Source organism: Micromonospora olivasterospora, from assembly GCF_007830265.1.
Taxonomy (GTDB): Bacteria; Actinomycetota; Actinomycetes; order Mycobacteriales; family Micromonosporaceae; genus Micromonospora; species Micromonospora olivasterospora.
On the sequence record NZ_VLKE01000001.1, the window covers coordinates 1,270,986 to 1,284,231 of the forward strand.

At 73.7% G+C, this 13,246-nt stretch carries 18 protein-coding genes and 1 pseudogene; 10 read left to right on the forward strand and 9 right to left on the reverse strand.

The features are described from left to right. The first annotated feature begins 362 nt into the window (after positions 1-362). Positions 363-611 carry a hypothetical protein gene (locus JD77_RS05620; protein ID WP_145777435.1) on the forward strand — a complete coding sequence of 83 codons (249 nt, stop codon included), beginning with the start codon at positions 363-365 and terminating at the stop codon, positions 609-611. Between the two features lie 143 nt (positions 612-754). Continuing rightward, positions 755-952: a hypothetical protein gene (locus JD77_RS05625; RefSeq protein ID WP_145773334.1), complete on the forward strand. Its 198-nt coding sequence runs from the start codon at positions 755-757 to the stop codon at positions 950-952. 167 nt (positions 953-1,119) lie between these two features. On the opposite strand, the gene JD77_RS05630 is transcribed toward JD77_RS05625, so the two are convergent. The 3 genes from JD77_RS05630 to JD77_RS05640 are packed head-to-tail and all read right to left on the reverse strand — an operon-like array spanning position 1,120 to position 2,373. Next, positions 1,120-1,656 (reverse strand): DUF1360 domain-containing protein, encoded by a 537-nt coding sequence (locus JD77_RS05630; RefSeq protein WP_145773335.1) that lies wholly within the window; start codon positions 1,654-1,656, stop codon positions 1,120-1,122. A 58-nt stretch (positions 1,657-1,714) separates the two neighbouring features. After that, entirely contained in the window at positions 1,715-2,047 is a 333-nt protein-coding gene (locus tag JD77_RS05635; protein ID WP_145773336.1) for a hypothetical protein, read from the reverse strand. After that, a complete protein-coding gene (locus tag JD77_RS05640) occupies positions 2,047-2,373 on the reverse strand; it encodes a DUF6158 family protein (RefSeq protein WP_145773337.1) in 327 nt (108 codons plus the stop codon). The genes JD77_RS05635 and JD77_RS05640 overlap by 1 nt, the downstream gene beginning before the upstream one ends. A 122-nt stretch (positions 2,374-2,495) precedes the next feature. Between JD77_RS05640 and JD77_RS05645 the strand changes: the two genes are divergently transcribed. Next, positions 2,496-2,921 carry a hypothetical protein gene (locus tag JD77_RS05645; protein ID WP_145773338.1) on the forward strand — a complete coding sequence of 142 codons (426 nt, stop codon included), beginning with the start codon at positions 2,496-2,498 and terminating at the stop codon, positions 2,919-2,921. A gap of 53 nt (positions 2,922-2,974) precedes the next feature. Then, the gene (locus JD77_RS05650) at positions 2,975-3,301 is read left to right on the forward strand and encodes a DUF3817 domain-containing protein (RefSeq protein ID WP_145773339.1); all 327 of its coding nucleotides are present in this window, start codon (positions 2,975-2,977) and stop codon (positions 3,299-3,301) included. Positions 3,302-3,373: 72 nt separating this feature from the next. On the opposite strand, the gene JD77_RS05655 is transcribed toward JD77_RS05650, so the two are convergent. Further along, positions 3,374-3,844 (reverse strand): DUF6232 family protein, encoded by a 471-nt coding sequence (locus JD77_RS05655; RefSeq protein WP_246140539.1) that lies wholly within the window; start codon positions 3,842-3,844, stop codon positions 3,374-3,376. 549 nt (positions 3,845-4,393) lie between these two features. On the opposite strand from JD77_RS05655, the gene JD77_RS05660 reads away from it, so the two are divergent. After that, entirely contained in the window at positions 4,394-5,365 is a 972-nt protein-coding gene (locus tag JD77_RS05660) for a C40 family peptidase (RefSeq protein ID WP_145773341.1), read from the forward strand. A 102-nt stretch (positions 5,366-5,467) separates the two neighbouring features. Here the strand turns inward: JD77_RS05660 and JD77_RS05665 are convergent, their stop codons facing one another. The 3 genes from JD77_RS05665 to JD77_RS05675 all read right to left on the reverse strand — a co-directional run bounded on the left by JD77_RS05665 (position 5,468) and on the right by JD77_RS05675 (position 8,870). Beyond that, a complete protein-coding gene (locus JD77_RS05665) occupies positions 5,468-6,457 on the reverse strand; it encodes a sigma-70 family RNA polymerase sigma factor (protein WP_211372780.1) in 990 nt (329 codons plus the stop codon). A 515-nt stretch (positions 6,458-6,972) separates the two neighbouring features. Beyond that, positions 6,973-7,959, reverse strand: a complete 987-nt coding sequence (gene murQ, locus JD77_RS05670; protein ID WP_145773343.1) for an N-acetylmuramic acid 6-phosphate etherase — start codon at positions 7,957-7,959, stop codon at positions 6,973-6,975. After that, positions 7,956-8,870 carry a MurR/RpiR family transcriptional regulator gene (locus JD77_RS05675; RefSeq protein WP_145773344.1) on the reverse strand — a complete coding sequence of 305 codons (915 nt, stop codon included), beginning with the start codon at positions 8,868-8,870 and terminating at the stop codon, positions 7,956-7,958. Before JD77_RS05675 ends, murQ begins: the two co-directional genes overlap by 4 nt. 216 nt (positions 8,871-9,086) lie before the next feature. On the opposite strand from JD77_RS05675, the gene JD77_RS05680 reads away from it, so the two are divergent. Further along, positions 9,087-9,779, forward strand: coding sequence for an SDR family NAD(P)-dependent oxidoreductase (locus JD77_RS05680; RefSeq protein WP_145773345.1), 693 nt, complete (start codon positions 9,087-9,089; stop codon positions 9,777-9,779). A 64-nt stretch (positions 9,780-9,843) separates the two neighbouring features. Here JD77_RS05680 and JD77_RS05685 read toward each other — a convergent pair. Beyond that, positions 9,844-10,500 (reverse strand): annotated as a pseudogene (locus JD77_RS05685) (dTMP kinase); the annotation flags it as partial. Between JD77_RS05685 and JD77_RS05690 the strand changes: the two are divergent. From JD77_RS05690 to JD77_RS31880, 4 genes are all read left to right on the forward strand, one after another. Beyond that, positions 10,436-11,242, forward strand: a complete 807-nt coding sequence (locus JD77_RS05690) for a nucleotidyltransferase (RefSeq protein ID WP_281292081.1) — start codon at positions 10,436-10,438, stop codon at positions 11,240-11,242. The pseudogene JD77_RS05685 and the gene JD77_RS05690 overlap by 65 nt on opposite strands. Before the next feature lie 83 nt (positions 11,243-11,325). Next, positions 11,326-11,535, forward strand: coding sequence for a hypothetical protein (locus JD77_RS05695; RefSeq protein ID WP_246141220.1), 210 nt, complete (start codon positions 11,326-11,328; stop codon positions 11,533-11,535). A gap of 10 nt (positions 11,536-11,545) precedes the next feature. Then, on the forward strand, positions 11,546-12,307 hold the full coding sequence (locus JD77_RS05700; protein WP_145773348.1) for a metallophosphoesterase family protein: 762 nt from the start codon (positions 11,546-11,548) through the stop codon (positions 12,305-12,307). A 6-nt stretch (positions 12,308-12,313) separates the two neighbouring features. Next, positions 12,314-12,457 (forward strand): GPGG-motif small membrane protein, encoded by a 144-nt coding sequence (locus tag JD77_RS31880; RefSeq protein WP_018786997.1) that lies wholly within the window; start codon positions 12,314-12,316, stop codon positions 12,455-12,457. Between the two features lie 148 nt (positions 12,458-12,605). Here the strand turns inward: JD77_RS31880 and JD77_RS32760 are convergent, their stop codons facing one another. After that, complete coding sequence (locus tag JD77_RS32760) at positions 12,606-13,031, reverse strand: M23 family metallopeptidase (protein ID WP_246140540.1); 426 nt, start codon at positions 13,029-13,031, stop codon at positions 12,606-12,608. Positions 13,032-13,246 lie beyond the last annotated feature (215 nt).

The following is a 13,246-nucleotide window of genomic DNA, read 5'->3' on the forward strand; positions in this document are numbered from 1 at the left end:
TGGGGTCGGGGGAATGCAGCGGCGCCCCCGGCCGGAAGGCCGGGGGCGCCGCTGGGTGTCGGTGTGCAGGTCGCCTCTCGGCGCGTGGCGCGACGCGGCTCCAGCCGGACGGTATTCCGCGAAGGCGATTTCAGGTGAGGCCCGGGGACACTGGGCACACCGACACCCCACACAACCGCGGCGAGCACCCGGCTGTTCCGGGGTGATCAGTGACGCGCGTCACATCCTGCGGGGGCATGGCGGGCCGGGTGACGTTTGACCGTTTCCGGCCCGGGTAGCTGGTCGTCATGAGCGACGAGGCCATCACCGACGGGCCGGGAACCGAGCGCACCGCGCCCGGCCGGGGCGTGCCCGACGCGGCCGTGACGAATGCCGCGGCGACGGACGCGCCCGCGGGCCCGGAGGCGGGCGACGAGCCGGACAGCCGGCCACTGGACGAGCTGCTCGACGACATCTACCACGGTCAGGAGCGGATCAGCCAGGCGACGATCTACCGCCGGGCGGTCGCCGCCGAGCTGCCCGCGGCGCTGCTCACCCGGATCGCCGCCCTTCCCGAGGGCGAGTACGCGGTGGACGAGGTGGCCGACCAGCTTGGCGGGACGGTGACGTGAGCCGCGTTGCCGGAAACAGCGGCCGGGCCGGGAGCCGCGCTGTCGGCACTCCGAACAGCGGCCGGGCCGGGAGCCGCGCTGCGGGCGCGTCGCGAGCAACAGGCGGCCCGGGCCCGCACGGCCCCGACGGAGAGGACAGCGAGATGACCGATCGCGAGGAGCAGCGCCCGGAGCACGTCGCGGCGCTCGGGCAGCCGCCGGCGGGCCGGGACGCCACGCCCGACCCGGACTTCGCCAACGAGCACGACCGGACGGCGGTGGCGCGGGACGTGATCACCGGCGAGGACGAGGACGACCGCGAGCCGGAGTCGCCGCACGGCTGGTCCGGCATGCAACCCTGAGGCCCGCCGGACCCCTGCGGCCCGAGCCGGGGCCCGTGCAGCGCCCGAGACCCGCGTGCGCCGTGCGCCCCTGAGTCCCGCAGGACCCGCAGACCCGCGTGCGCCGTGCGACCCTGAGTCCCGCGGGCCCCGTGCAGACCCGCGGGCCCCGTGCGGCCCGCCAGACGTCAGTCCTGGCGACCACCCTCGGCGGCCCGCTGCGCCACCGCGTAGCCCATCTGGAGGAAGTCGGACGCGGCCACCGCGGTCAGCGCGGTGGCCACCAGCCGGGTCAGCCGGGGGGCCAGCACGAGGCCGCCCGTGAGGCCGGTGGCGACCCACACGGCCAGGCAGAACGGGCAGCTGAGCAGCTCGCCGATGGCGTGCCGGGTGGAGCTGCCGGAGTCCCTGACCTGCTCCATCACCTCGCCGCTGCCGGTCGGGCGGTCGTAGCGGGTGAAGGGGGCGCGCAGCGGGCTGGTGACGGCGTCCTTGGACAGCAGCCGGCTCAGTTTGTGGGTGGCGATGCCGAGCAGCACCACGTCCGCGGCGGCGGGCCGTTCCGGTACGGGTCGGCCGGTCGCCTTGGCCAGCGCGGCGATCGAGGCGGTCACCCCCGCGTACGTGCCCATCGCCGCCAGGTAGCCCCCCAGCGGGCGGTGCTCGTGCGGCGCGTACGCCTGGCGCAGCCGCGCCACCTTCTGTTTCAGGGTGCTCTGGGTCAACCCGGTCTCCTCGTCGTCTCAGGGAACCCGCGCGTCGCAGGGGGCGGTGAACGGCGGCTCAGCCCGCGGTCAGGTTGTCGTCCACCTCGCGGGCCAGGTTGGCGAGGGTCTCGTCGGCCAGCCCCGCGTCCTGGACGGACCCGCCGGCCAGGTCCAGGGTCACCCGGGCACCCCCGGCGTCGACCGGTTCCACCTGGATCTCGGCCGACCAGCCGGGGGAGGACTCGCTGGCCCACCGGGCCCGCATCTGCCCCGTGCTGACGTCGGGGCGGCTGCCGCCGTCGGTCCGGAGCGCCTCGGGCAGCCACGCCGCCGCGCGGTCGGGGTCGGTCGCCGTGTTGAAGACGACCTCGGGCGGCGCGGACATCCCGCGCTCGGCGTGGTGCCGCATCACTCGTCCCGGAGGCGGTTGGGGTCGATCTCACGCCCGGGATACCGGGCGAGGTACTCGGTCTCCAGCTCGGCCGTGCGGCGCAGGTGGTTGGCCAGCGCCGAGTCGGTCGCGTGCCGCAGGGTGTCGAGGCGGGTGCGGTGCAGGCTGTGCATCTCGCGGATCAGGTCCTCGTCGGCCAACTCCGCGGGGTCGATCCCCAGCTCGACGTCGCCGGCCGCGGCGTCCGTGGACATGTCGTGAAGGTGGTCGCCGTCCCACTCGGGCACCCGCTGCTCCGGGCTGGCGTCCGTCGTACCGGCGCTCCACCGTACCGATTCGGTCATCGTCGCCCCCTCGTCTCGTCTGGGCTGGCGTCTAGACGGATGCCCAGAGCCGGTGCCACCAAACCCCGTGCAACTACGACACCGCGTCGGAGAGCGCCGCCGGCCCCGGTACCCTCGTAGGCATGAAGCGGCTCTGGACACCGGCGTGGATCGCCCGCCACGTGGCCATGGTCGTGCTGGTGGTGGGGTTTCTCGGCCTCGGCTGGTGGCAGGTCAGCCGGGCCGCCGACGGCAACACGCTGAGCTGGGGCTACGCCGTGGAGTGGCCGGTCTTCGCCGCGTTCGTGTGCTACGTCTGGTGGCGTGAGCTGCGCCACGCCCTGCGGCCCCCGGCCGCCGACGAGGCGACCCCCGCCGCGGGCGAAGCCGAGGCCGCCGCGACCGCGCCGTCCCCCGCGGCCCCCCCAGGGGTACGTCGACCGGTGCGGGTCCGGGTGCCGGCGGCGCCGGCGGACGACGCCGAGGACGCCGACCTGGCCGCCTACAACCGCTACCTGCGATGGTTGAACGCCAACCCGGGCGCCCGGCCCGGTGACTACCCCGGTTGACGCCGGGTTCGCGACTACCCCGGCCGACGCCGGGCTCGGAAGGACGGACGACGGTGGGCGGAGCCCTTACCCGGTACCGCGTGATCGCCTGGATCGTGGGCGTGGCGCTGGCCGTGCTGGTCCTGATCGGCATGCCGCTGAAGTACGGCTTCGACCGGCCGACCGTGGTCGCGGTCGTCGGCACGGCGCACGGCTGGCTCTACATGCTCTACCTGGCCGCGACGTTCGACCTGTCCCGCCGCGCGGACTGGCCGCTCAAGCGGATGCTGCTGGTGATGCTCGCCGGCACCGTGCCCTTCGTCTCCTTCTACGCCGAGCGGAAGGTCAGCCGCTGGGCCGCCCCGGAGCGGGCCCGCACCCCGGAGCCGGTCGCCGGCTGAGCGACCGGCTGGAGGGCGGGGTCGGCCCGCGCGCCGAGGTCGCCGGGCTGGCCGCCCGGTCGACCGGGTGGGTCAGCGGTCCGGGCGCCAGAGGTCGGCGGCGGGCGGGTCGCCCCAGCCGCCGTACCGCAGGCCCTCCCGGGCCCGCCGCACGGCGCGGCTGACCTGCCCGAACTGGCGCTCGTCGTCGCTGCTGAACAGCAGCACCTCCACGCCGCGGTACCAGCCCCACAGCTCGTACGGGGGCGGGCGCCAGCGGTCGCCGAGCGCGGCGAGCAGCACGGGCAGCAGGACCACCACCCCGAGGGCCAGGTACGCCCGGGCGGTGAGCCGTTCCAGGCCGCCGATGAAGCCGAGCACCACCCCGATGCCGGCGATCACGGTGGCGGTCGCCGCCACGGCCCGGACGGCGAGCCGGTCGTGCGGCCCGCGGGTGGTGTGCAGGTGGGTGATGTCGGCGACCTGCCAGGTGGTGCTGCCGACGGTGAACCGGTCCGCCGTGACGAGAATGCCGGGCCGGGAGTAGAGCAGGATCGGGGGCACTGGGGTCACCCTCGGTGACCGGGGCGGGCGGGTAGCGGAGCCATTTCTGGTCATGGCTGCCTCCGACGGCTGAGGCGCCGGGCGCGGTCCCCGTGGGTGCCCATCGACGCCGACGGGATTCCCGGCTTTCACGTTCATTCTCTTGCCGTCGCGCCAGCCCAGGCGTGCATTTTGCAGCGCGTGGCGGCCCTCGGCGGCGCCGGCCGGCGCCCGCAAACCACCGCCAATTCCGGCTTATCACGCTATCGCACCCGGTGCCCCGGCAGCATCCGCCCAGAACGACGAAAGCGGCCGATCGCCCGTCTCGGCGCATCCCACCCAGCCACGGTCACAGCCGCACCAGTGGTCGACTACCGAACGTGACAGCCACTCGCGAAACATCCGGTCGGTTCCACCTCTTTCGTCCCTGCTTCACCTGCGGGTCACTCCCGTCCCGGGATAGGTTGGGCGGGCCGGAACCGGCCGAGCGCTGTCCACCCGGGCAGCCCCGGTGCCGGTGCCGTCGCGGCGAGCGTCGCCCGGCGGGCCGTGGAGAGGAGCCCTCCGCCCTTGTCGTGTGTCAGGAATCTGCTGCGCGCCTTGGTGGCGGCCGGCGTCTCGGCCGTGCTGGTCGCCCCGGCGTCGGTGGCTCGAGCCGAGCCGTCGCCCGCCGAGCTGACGCGGCGGATCGAGAAGTCCTCGACCGAGCTGGAACGGGTCGTCGAGTCCTACAACAAGCTCACCGAGGACATGAAGGCGAACAAGTCCGCCGCGGCGGCGCTGGCGGCCCGGCTCGGGCCGCTGGAGCAACAGGCCGCGCGGAGCCGGGCGGACGTCGGCCAGATCGCCGTCACGGCGTACAAGACGGGCCGGTTGGAGGCCGCCAACGCGCTGCTCGGTCCGGGCGATCCCGGCACCCTGCTGGACCGGCTGGGCACCCTCGACCAGCTCACCCGGCAGCGCCAGGAGCGCATCGCCGGCTTCACCGAGAGCCAGCGCCGGCTGGTCGACCAGAAGACCCGGCTCGACACGACGCTGGCCAGGCAGGCCGCACAGGCGCGGCAGCTCGCCGCCACCCGGCAGCGGATCGAGAAGGACCTGGCCGAGCTGTACAAGATGCGCCGGGAGGCGTACGGGCGGGCCACGGAGCCGCCCGCCCCGCGGGCGCGGTCGGGCGGGGACGCGCCCGCCGTCTCGGGTCGGGCCGGAGCTGCGGTCCGGTACGCGTACGGCGCCCTCGGCAAGCCGTACGTCTGGGCCGCGGAGGGCCCCAACGGCTACGACTGTTCCGGCCTCACCCTGGCCGCCTGGCGGGCCGCCGGCAAGTCGCTGCCGCACAACGCCCGCATGCAGTGGGGCGCGGTCAGCCACATCAGCCGCAGCCAACTGCGCCCGGGCGACCTCGTCTTCTACAGCAACCTCGGGCACGTCGCGCTCTACGTCGGCGGCGGGCAGGTGATCCACGCCCCGACCTTCGGCCGGAACGTGGAGAAGCGGGACGTCGATCTGATGAGACCGTACGGGTACGGCCGGGTCCGCTGACGGGCCCCGGGCACGGCGAACGGCCGGCGTCCCCTGTCGGAGGACGCCGGCCGTTCGCCGTCATTGTCGCCGGGCCGGGCTGCTCGCAGCCCTGCCGCCGGCTCAGGCGGCCTGGAGCCCCTCGGCCCGGGCCAGCTCGCGCAGCCGGCCCAGCGCCTGGATCTCCAGCTGCCGGATCCGCTCCCGCGACAGCGAGAAGCGCGAGGCGACCTCGGTCAGCGAGTGCTCCCGCCCGTCCTCGAGGCCGTACCGGGCCCGCATGATGCCGGCCGACCGGTCGTCGAGGTGGTTGAGCAGGCCCTCGATGCGCTGCCGCTCCAGCCCGGTGAGGACGATGTCCTCGGGCGACGGGGCGTCGCTGTCGGCGACCAGGTCGCCGAGGTTGGTGTCGCCGTCGTCGCCGACCGGGGTGTCCAGCGACACCGTGTCCTGCGACCAGCGGACCAGCTCGTTGACCCGTTCGACGGTGACGCCCAGAGCCGCCGCGATCTGCTCCGGCTCCGGGTCGCTGCCCAGCTCGCGGGTGAGCTGACGGGCCATGTTGCGCATCCGGTTGACGTCCTCGACCAGGTGCACGGGCAGCCGCACCGTGCGCTCCTGCTGGGCGATCGCCCGGCTGATCGCCTGCCGGATCCACCAGGTCGCGTAGGTGGAGAACTTGAAGCCCCGCTCGTAGTCGAACTTCTCGACCGCCCGGACCAGGCCGGTGTTGCCCTCCTGGATCAGGTCGAGCATGGGCATCCCCGAGCGCACGTAGCGCCGGGCGATGGAGACGACCAGGCGCAGGTTGGCGCGGATGAAGAGGTCCTTCGCCCGCTCCCCCTCGGCGACCAGCCGCTCCAGTTCCTCCCGCTCGACGCCGGCGGGAACGCGGCCGGTGTCGAGCAGGTGCTCGGCGTAGAGGCCCGCCTCGATCGTCTTGGAGAGGTCGACCTCGGTGGCGGCGTCCAGCAGCGGCGTCCGGGAGATCTCGTGAAGGTAGACTCCGACCAGGTCGCGCTCCTCGGCCACCTCGTCGGTTCGCATGCCGATGTTCTTGTCCACGTTGCCCACGGTCCCCTCGCTCGCGCCGGTTGCCCGGTTCCTTGCCATCCCCACGTCCATCAGCCCTCCCCCGTAACTTCCGCTGTGCCCTCCGGTGCTGACCTGACACCTGCACAACAGATGAGACGCGTCGGGGATTCCATGTCGTGAGTCGAAAGTGTCACGAATGCCTGAGTACTAGCTGAGAGCCCGGTCCATGTTTGCTGTCAGCAGCCGTCGGGTGGCTCGGCGCTGGGCACCACGAACGGGTCGGCGGATCGACGCCCCCCAGGCATGGCACCACCGCCGACCCGGGCGGCGCAGCGACCCGCGTCACCGCCGGACTGCGATCCCTGTCACCAGCAAACACGCGCCGGCGGACCGGTGGGTTCATTCATGGATACGGAATACCCTCGCCCCGGTTGAACAATCCGCACCGGCCGCGCAGTCCCGTCCCGCCCACATCGTGACCAGGGTCACCGTACGCGAGGCGTGACAGCCGTCACGGATGCACCCGGTGGGCGGCGCTGGACGGCCCCGGCCGGCGTACGAAGCTCCGCCGGGGCGGCCCCGCGGAGCCGGGGTCAGGGGGTGGGCAGGGCGGAGGGCGCCGCCGGTCCGGGGGCGAGCAGGGCGAGGGCGCCGCGCACGTGGTCGGCGGAGCGGGCCAGGGCGACCCTGGCCGCCGGGACACCGGCGCCGGAGACGAGCGAGACGAGGGCGGTCTTCAGGTCGCCGTCGGCCTCCTGCAGGGCGCTCCGGCAGGCCTCCTCGGCGCAGCCGGTGGCCTCCATCAGAATCGAGATCATCCGGCCACGGAGCTTCGCGTTCGTGGCCACCACGTCGATCATGAGGTTCGAGTAGACCCGGCCGAGGCGCACCATCACGGCGGTGGAGAACGTGTTGAGCACCAGCTTCTGCGCGGTGCCCGCCTTCATCCGGGTCGACCCGGTCACGACCTCGGGCCCGGTGTCCACGCCGATGAAGACGTCCACCGACGACGCGGCCTCCGCCTCCGGGTTGGCGCACAGCAGCACCGTCGAGGCGCCCTGGGCCCGGGACCCGGCGAGCGCCCCGAGAACGTACGGCGTGCGCCCGCTCGCGGCCAGACCGACCACCAGGTCGCCCTCCCGGACGCAGTCGGCCGCCTCGGCCGCGCCGCCCCGTTCGTCGTCCTCGGCGTCCTCGACGGCCCGCCACATCGCGTCCGGGCCGCCGGCGAGATGGGCGCAGAACCAGTGCCGGGGGGAGTTGAAGGTGGGGGCCAGTTCGGCGGCGTCCAGCACGCCGAGCCGGCCGGAGGTGCCGGCGCCGAAGTAGTGCACCCGGCTCCCGCCGCGCAGCGCGGCGACCGCGAGGTCGACGGTGGCGGCGATCTCGTCGAGGACGGCCGCGACGGCGGCGGGCACCCGCCGGTCCGCCTCGTTGATCACGGTGAGCACGTCCCGGGTCGACATCAGGTCGAGGTCGGCGCTGAGCGGGTTGCGCCGCTCGGTGGGCGCGCCCACGCGCACGACCGGGCGGGCCGGCGTGGCGGCCATCTCGCCGGGCTCCACCCGGTTGGCGGTCATGCCCGCCTCCGGCCGGCGCCGACCCGGTGGGTCTGGACCGCCTCGGCGGTCGCCTCCAACGCCCGGCGGGCCCGGGCGCGGTTGCGGGCGGCCACCCCGACGAAGAGGCAGTCGACGACAGTGAGCTGGGCGAGGCGGCTGGCCATCGCGCCGGAGCGGTAGGTGGTCTCGCGGGCGGCTGTGGTGAGCACGAAGTCGGCGACCTCCGTGATCGGTGACCTGGGGAAGTTGGTCAGCGCCACCGTCACGGCGCCCCGGGACCGGGCCTGCTCCAGCACCTCGATCACGTCCGACGTGGTGCCGGTGTGCGAGATGCCCACCGCGACGTCGCCCCGGCCGAGCAGGGCCGCCGAGGTGAGCGCGGTGTGCACGTCGGGGAAGTAGAAGGCCGTGCGGCCGATCCGGTGCAGCTTCTGCTGGAAGTCGGAGGCGACGAAGCCGCTCGCGCCCGCGCCGTACACGTCGATCCGGCCGGCGCCGACGATCGCCTCCACGACCTGCTCGCAGACCGCCGGGTCCAACTGCTCCGCCGTCTCCTCGACGGCGCGGGCGTCGTTGAACGCGATGGTCGCGATGATCTGGGCCAGGTCGGCTCCGGGCGGGATGTCGCCGCCGACCACCCGGGCGTCGGGCGGCTCGACCCGGCGGGCGGCCTCGGCGGCGAGCCGGATGCGCAGCTGGGGATAGCCGTCCATGCCGACGGAGCGGCAGAACCGGATGACTGTCGCCTCCGAGGTCTCGGCGGCGGTGGCGAGGTCGGTGATCGTGCGCCGGGCGGCGTCCGCCGGATCGGCGACGACCAGGCGGGCCACCCGCTGCTCGGCGGGCGACAGCGAGGGGAGCAGGCCACTGATGTGGACGATCAGTCCACCGGGCTCGTGACTCGCAGAAATCTTCGCACTCTTCGCCACGGATGAAACTTACTTTCATGAGGCGTGAGCGTCAACCACGTCTCCGCGTATCGGGAAAAAGTACTCCGGCTGTTCACAATCGTCGTGGGAAGAGTGCCATTTTCGCAGCGTCCGCCGCCTCCCCCGGCGGGCCCGGTCCCTCTGCCGGACGGCGCTGGCGACGCGCCGTCCGGACGGGGTCCCCGCGCCGTACGACGGCCCGCTAACTTGTCGGGCATGGCGGATCGCAGTGTGCTGGTCACCGGAGGCACCGGCGGGCTGGGCGGGGCGGTCACCGCCGCGTTCCTGGCGGCGGGATGGCGGGTGGTCGTACCGGCGCGGGAGGGGCCGAGCCCGGCGGAGCCGGCGCGGCCGGGCGTGGTCCGGCTGGCCGCGGACCTGCTGGACCCGGCCGACGCCGCACGGGCCGTGGAGGTCGCGGCCGGAGAGCCCACCGCGCCGCTGCGCGCGGTGGTCAACCTCGTCGGCGGGTACGCCAGCGGCGGGCTGGTGCACGAGACCCCGGTCGAGGAGTTCGAGCGGATGCTGACGCTCAACCTGCGGCCGACGTACCTGGTCACCTCGGCCGCCCTGCCGCGGCTGGTCGCGGCCGGCGGCGGCGCGGTGGTCTGCGTCTCCGCCCGGGCGGCGCTGGCGCCGTTTCCCGGCGCGGCCGGGTACGTGACGGCCAAGGCCGCCGTGCTCGCCTTCGCCAACGCGGTCGCGGTGGAGTACCGGCAGCGGGGCGTGCGCTGCAACACGGTGCTGCCCAGCGTGATCGACACCCCCACCAACCGGGCCGCCCAGCCGGCCGCCGACCACGGCCGCTGGGTCTCCCCCGCCGAGATCGCGCCGGTGGTCCGCTTCCTGGCCAGCGACGAGTCCGCGCCGACCAGCGGCGCGAGCGTCCCGGTCTACGGGCGGGCCTGAGCCCACGCCAGCCACCTGCGCGGCGCCGGAGCCGCCGGGTCGGCCCGGCGCTCCCCGCGGCCGGCCCGCCGACCGGGGAGGCGTCCTCGGCCGGCAGCCACTCGGCCAGGTGGGCCTGGATCTGCCGGGACACCTCCTCTGGCGACCGGCCGGCGTCCACCACGACGAAGGTCGGGTACTCGGGCAGGGTGCGGTACGCCGTGTCCGCGGCCGCCAGCCAACCCATGGTCTCGTGGTCCTCACCGCGCCGCTCGATGCGCCGGTACGCCTCGGCTGGGTCGACGGTGAGCAGGAAGGTCACCTGCGGGGGCGGGAAGACCCGGTAGCCGGCGCGGGCCAGCCGTTCCCAGCGCTGCCCCCCGTGGGCGCGGATGCTGGCGTACTGGCAGGCCGAGTAGCGGTCCATGACGGCCGTCCGGCCGGTCATCACGCAGCTCAGCAGCGCCGCCGCGATGGCCAGCCAGCGCAGCACGGACTCCACGGCGAGCAGGCCCCGCCGGCCGACCAGCCGCTCGGCGTCCGGGCGGCCGAGCCGCTGCGCGAGCCGGCCCAGCCAGCGCCGCCCCCCGGCGTTGCGGTGATAGGTGGCGGGCCGGCCCGCGGCGGTGAGCGCGTCGGCGAGCCGGTGCGCCTGGGTGGTCTTGCCCGAACCGTCGATGCCGATCAGGGCGACGGCGCGCAGTCGGGCCCCACCGCGCCGCACCCCCAGTGACCTGGCCACCCTTGACAGGCTATCGGAGCCGCGCTCACCTCCGGCGGTTTGTCCCGGTCCGACCCCGTGCGTCCCCGACCGGGCCGCGGCAAGGTGTGGGCGACAGGCATGCCGGGTACGCAATTTGAATCCGCCTGTCCACCCTGACGACCGACGGGAGAACCAGATGGCCGAGCGCGGGGACGAGACCCTGGTACACACGTTGAAGAAGGTCGCCGCCGTGCTCAAGCAGTCCGAGATCCCGTTCGCGCTCGGCGGCAGCTTCGCCGTGTACGCCCACGGCGGGCACTCCAGCGACCACGACGTCGACTTCCTGATCCGGGAGCAGGACGTCGACCGGGCGCTGGAGGCGCTGGTCGAGGCCGGCTTCACCGCGGAGCGCCCGCCGGAGGACTGGCTGGTGAAGGTCTACGACGACGGCCGGATGGTGGACCTGATCCACCGCCCGATCGAGACCCCGGTGACGGAGGAGACCTTCGCCGACACGATCATGCGCCCGGTCGACGCGATCCACATGCCCGTGCTCTCGGCCTCCCAACTGATGGTGCACAAGCTGCTCAGCTTCTCGCAGCACTACTGCGACTTCGCCCGCGCGCTGCCGCTGGCCCGGTCCCTGCGGGAACAGATCGACTGGGAACGGGTACGGAAGGAGACGCAGCACTCGCCGTACGCGGAGGCGTTCCTGGTGCTGCTCGACCGGCTGGACGTGGTGCCGCACTCCGGCGCCACCGAGGAGAGGGAGACCGCGTGAGTGAGCACCACGCACGCGCCGCCGGGACGCCGGCCGGCGCCGCCGGCCCGCCCGACGAGTACGTCGAGGCCGAGATCCACCGCATGCTGGCCGAGGACCCGGACGTCGCCGAACAGGGGATCACGGTCGTTCTCACGGAGCGCGGGCTCGTCCTCTACGGCGAGGTGGAGAGCCCGCACCGGCGCGAGGAGATCCTGCGCCGCGTGGCCGAACGCTTCCCGGACGTGCCGATCAGCAGCGACATCGGGGTGATCCGGACCCAGGCGCCCACGCAGATCGAGCAGTTGCCGTGAGGGAGGTCGAGTGGTGATCCGGATCGCCGCCGTCGGCGACGTACACATGGACGAGGACGTGGTGGGCCGGTTCCGGCCCGCCCTGGAGGAGCTGCCCGACTGCGCCGACGCGCTGCTGCTCGCCGGCGACCTGACCCGGCACGGCACGGAGTCCGAGGCGCGCTGCGTGGCCCGCGAGTTCGGCGGGCTGGGGGTGCCGGTGGTGACCGTGCTCGGCAACCACGACCACCAGTGCGACCAGGTGCCGCAGGTGGTCAAGGTGCTCTCCGACGCCGGTATCCGCGTGCTGGAGGGCGAGGGGATCGTCCTGGAGTGCGCCGGCGGGCGGCTCGGGGTGGCCGGGGTGAAGGGGTTCGGGGGCGGCTTCGCCGGCCGGTGCGCCAGCGACTTCGGCGAGCCGGAGATGAAGGCGTTCGTGCGGACCACCAACGACAGCGCCGAGGCGCTGGGCGCGGCGCTGCGCCGCCTGGACTGCGACCTGCTGGTCGCGCTCACCCACTACTCCCCCGTGCCGGACACCCTGGCCGGCGAGCCCCTGGAGATCTACCCGTTCCTCGGGTCCTACCAGTTGGGGCAGGCGATCGACTCCGCGCCGACCGCGCTGGCGCTGCACGGGCACGCGCACGCGGGCAGCGAGCGGGGCACCACCCCGGGCGGGGTGCGGGTACGCAACGTGGCCCACCCGGTCATCAAGCAGGCTTACAGCGTCTTCCACCTGGGCGACCACCTGGATCAGGCGGAGGTTTCCCGGATCGGCGCGTCGGGTACCTGAGCAGCCATGGAGCTGATTCTCTGGATTCTCGCAGTCGTACTCGTGGTCGCCGGCATCCTCGCGCTGTTCCGCCGGCAGATCCTGTGGGGCATCGTCCTCATCGTGGTCGGGCTGCTGGTCGGCCCGGGCGGCGTCAGCATCTTCAGTTGACCCGGATAATCCCCTCCACCGACCCGCCGGGGTCGTCCTGACCGGGGCTCCGTCCTCCCAGACTGGAGCGACCCGGCCCAGGACGACCCCGGCGCTCCGCTGTCCCGGGCGCGACGGGCCCCGGCCGACGCCGGGGCCCGTCGCCGTCTCAGCAGCGGGGGACGCCCGGGATGTAGCCGTCGTAGCCGGTGTAGACGTACGCGTCCGAGACGTAGCGGCCGGCGCCGATCCGGTCCCAGATCGAGCTGGTGCCGTACGTGCCGGTGACCGTGGTGCCGCTGGTCTGGCACTGGATGGTCACCCGCGCCCCGTCGGCGACGGTGTCGACGGCGGTGTACCCGGTGCCCGGGCCGGAGCGGACGGTCAGCGGGCTGCCCGCGGTGTTCACCGTGCCGGTCGCGGTGCCGTTGCAGTTGTTGTCGCTGGTGTAGTTCTTCGTGCCCCAGTACAGGGCGAGCGTGCCGTTGAACCGGACCTGGATGTCGTTGCCGTTGAGCCGCTGCTCGTAGTGCAGGTGCGGCCCCGTGGAGCCGCCGGTGCTGCCGACCCAGCCGATCACCCTGCCGATGTTCATATTCTTCAATACGCTGCGCACAGCCTGACAGAAACCTCCAGCCGAAGGAAGTGCCTTCCATCAATCTCCGACCCCTATGAATGGGAACGCACCCACGCGGGAAGCGCGGGTTTCGGGATTGTTACTTGTCCGTGTCCGATCCGGGGTGGACTGACCCCAATGCAAGCGCTTACATGTGGGGACGTCCATCGGTACCGGCGCCGGGTCCGACACGG

What these genes read in the sequence shown, in the direction of transcription:
- JD77_RS05680 (WP_145773345.1), top strand. Translation starts at nt 9,087, where the DNA reads ATGGCGGATCGCAGTGTGCTGGTCACCGGAGGCACCGGCGGGCTGGGC.
- murQ (WP_145773343.1), bottom strand. Translation starts at nt 7,959, where the DNA reads ATGACCGCCAACCGGGTGGAGCCCGGCGAGATGGCCGCCACGCCGGCC.
- JD77_RS05695 (WP_246141220.1), top strand. Translation starts at nt 11,326, where the DNA reads ATGCTGGCCGAGGACCCGGACGTCGCCGAACAGGGGATCACGGTCGTT.
- JD77_RS05665 (WP_211372780.1), bottom strand. Translation starts at nt 6,457, where the DNA reads ATGGCAAGGAACCGGGCAACCGGCGCGAGCGAGGGGACCGTGGGCAAC.
- JD77_RS32760 (WP_246140540.1), bottom strand. Translation starts at nt 13,031, where the DNA reads ATGAACATCGGCAGGGTGATCGGCTGGGTCGGCAGCACCGGCGGCTCC.
- JD77_RS05690 (WP_281292081.1), top strand. Translation starts at nt 10,436, where the DNA reads ATGCCGATCAGGGCGACGGCGCGCAGTCGGGCCCCACCGCGCCGCACC.
- JD77_RS05625 (WP_145773334.1), top strand. Translation starts at nt 755, where the DNA reads ATGACCGATCGCGAGGAGCAGCGCCCGGAGCACGTCGCGGCGCTCGGG.
- JD77_RS05640 (WP_145773337.1), bottom strand. Translation starts at nt 2,373, where the DNA reads ATGACCGAATCGGTACGGTGGAGCGCCGGTACGACGGACGCCAGCCCG.
- JD77_RS05635 (WP_145773336.1), bottom strand. Translation starts at nt 2,047, where the DNA reads ATGCGGCACCACGCCGAGCGCGGGATGTCCGCGCCGCCCGAGGTCGTC.
- JD77_RS31880 (WP_018786997.1), top strand. Translation starts at nt 12,314, where the DNA reads ATGGAGCTGATTCTCTGGATTCTCGCAGTCGTACTCGTGGTCGCCGGC.
- JD77_RS05645 (WP_145773338.1), top strand. Translation starts at nt 2,496, where the DNA reads ATGAAGCGGCTCTGGACACCGGCGTGGATCGCCCGCCACGTGGCCATG.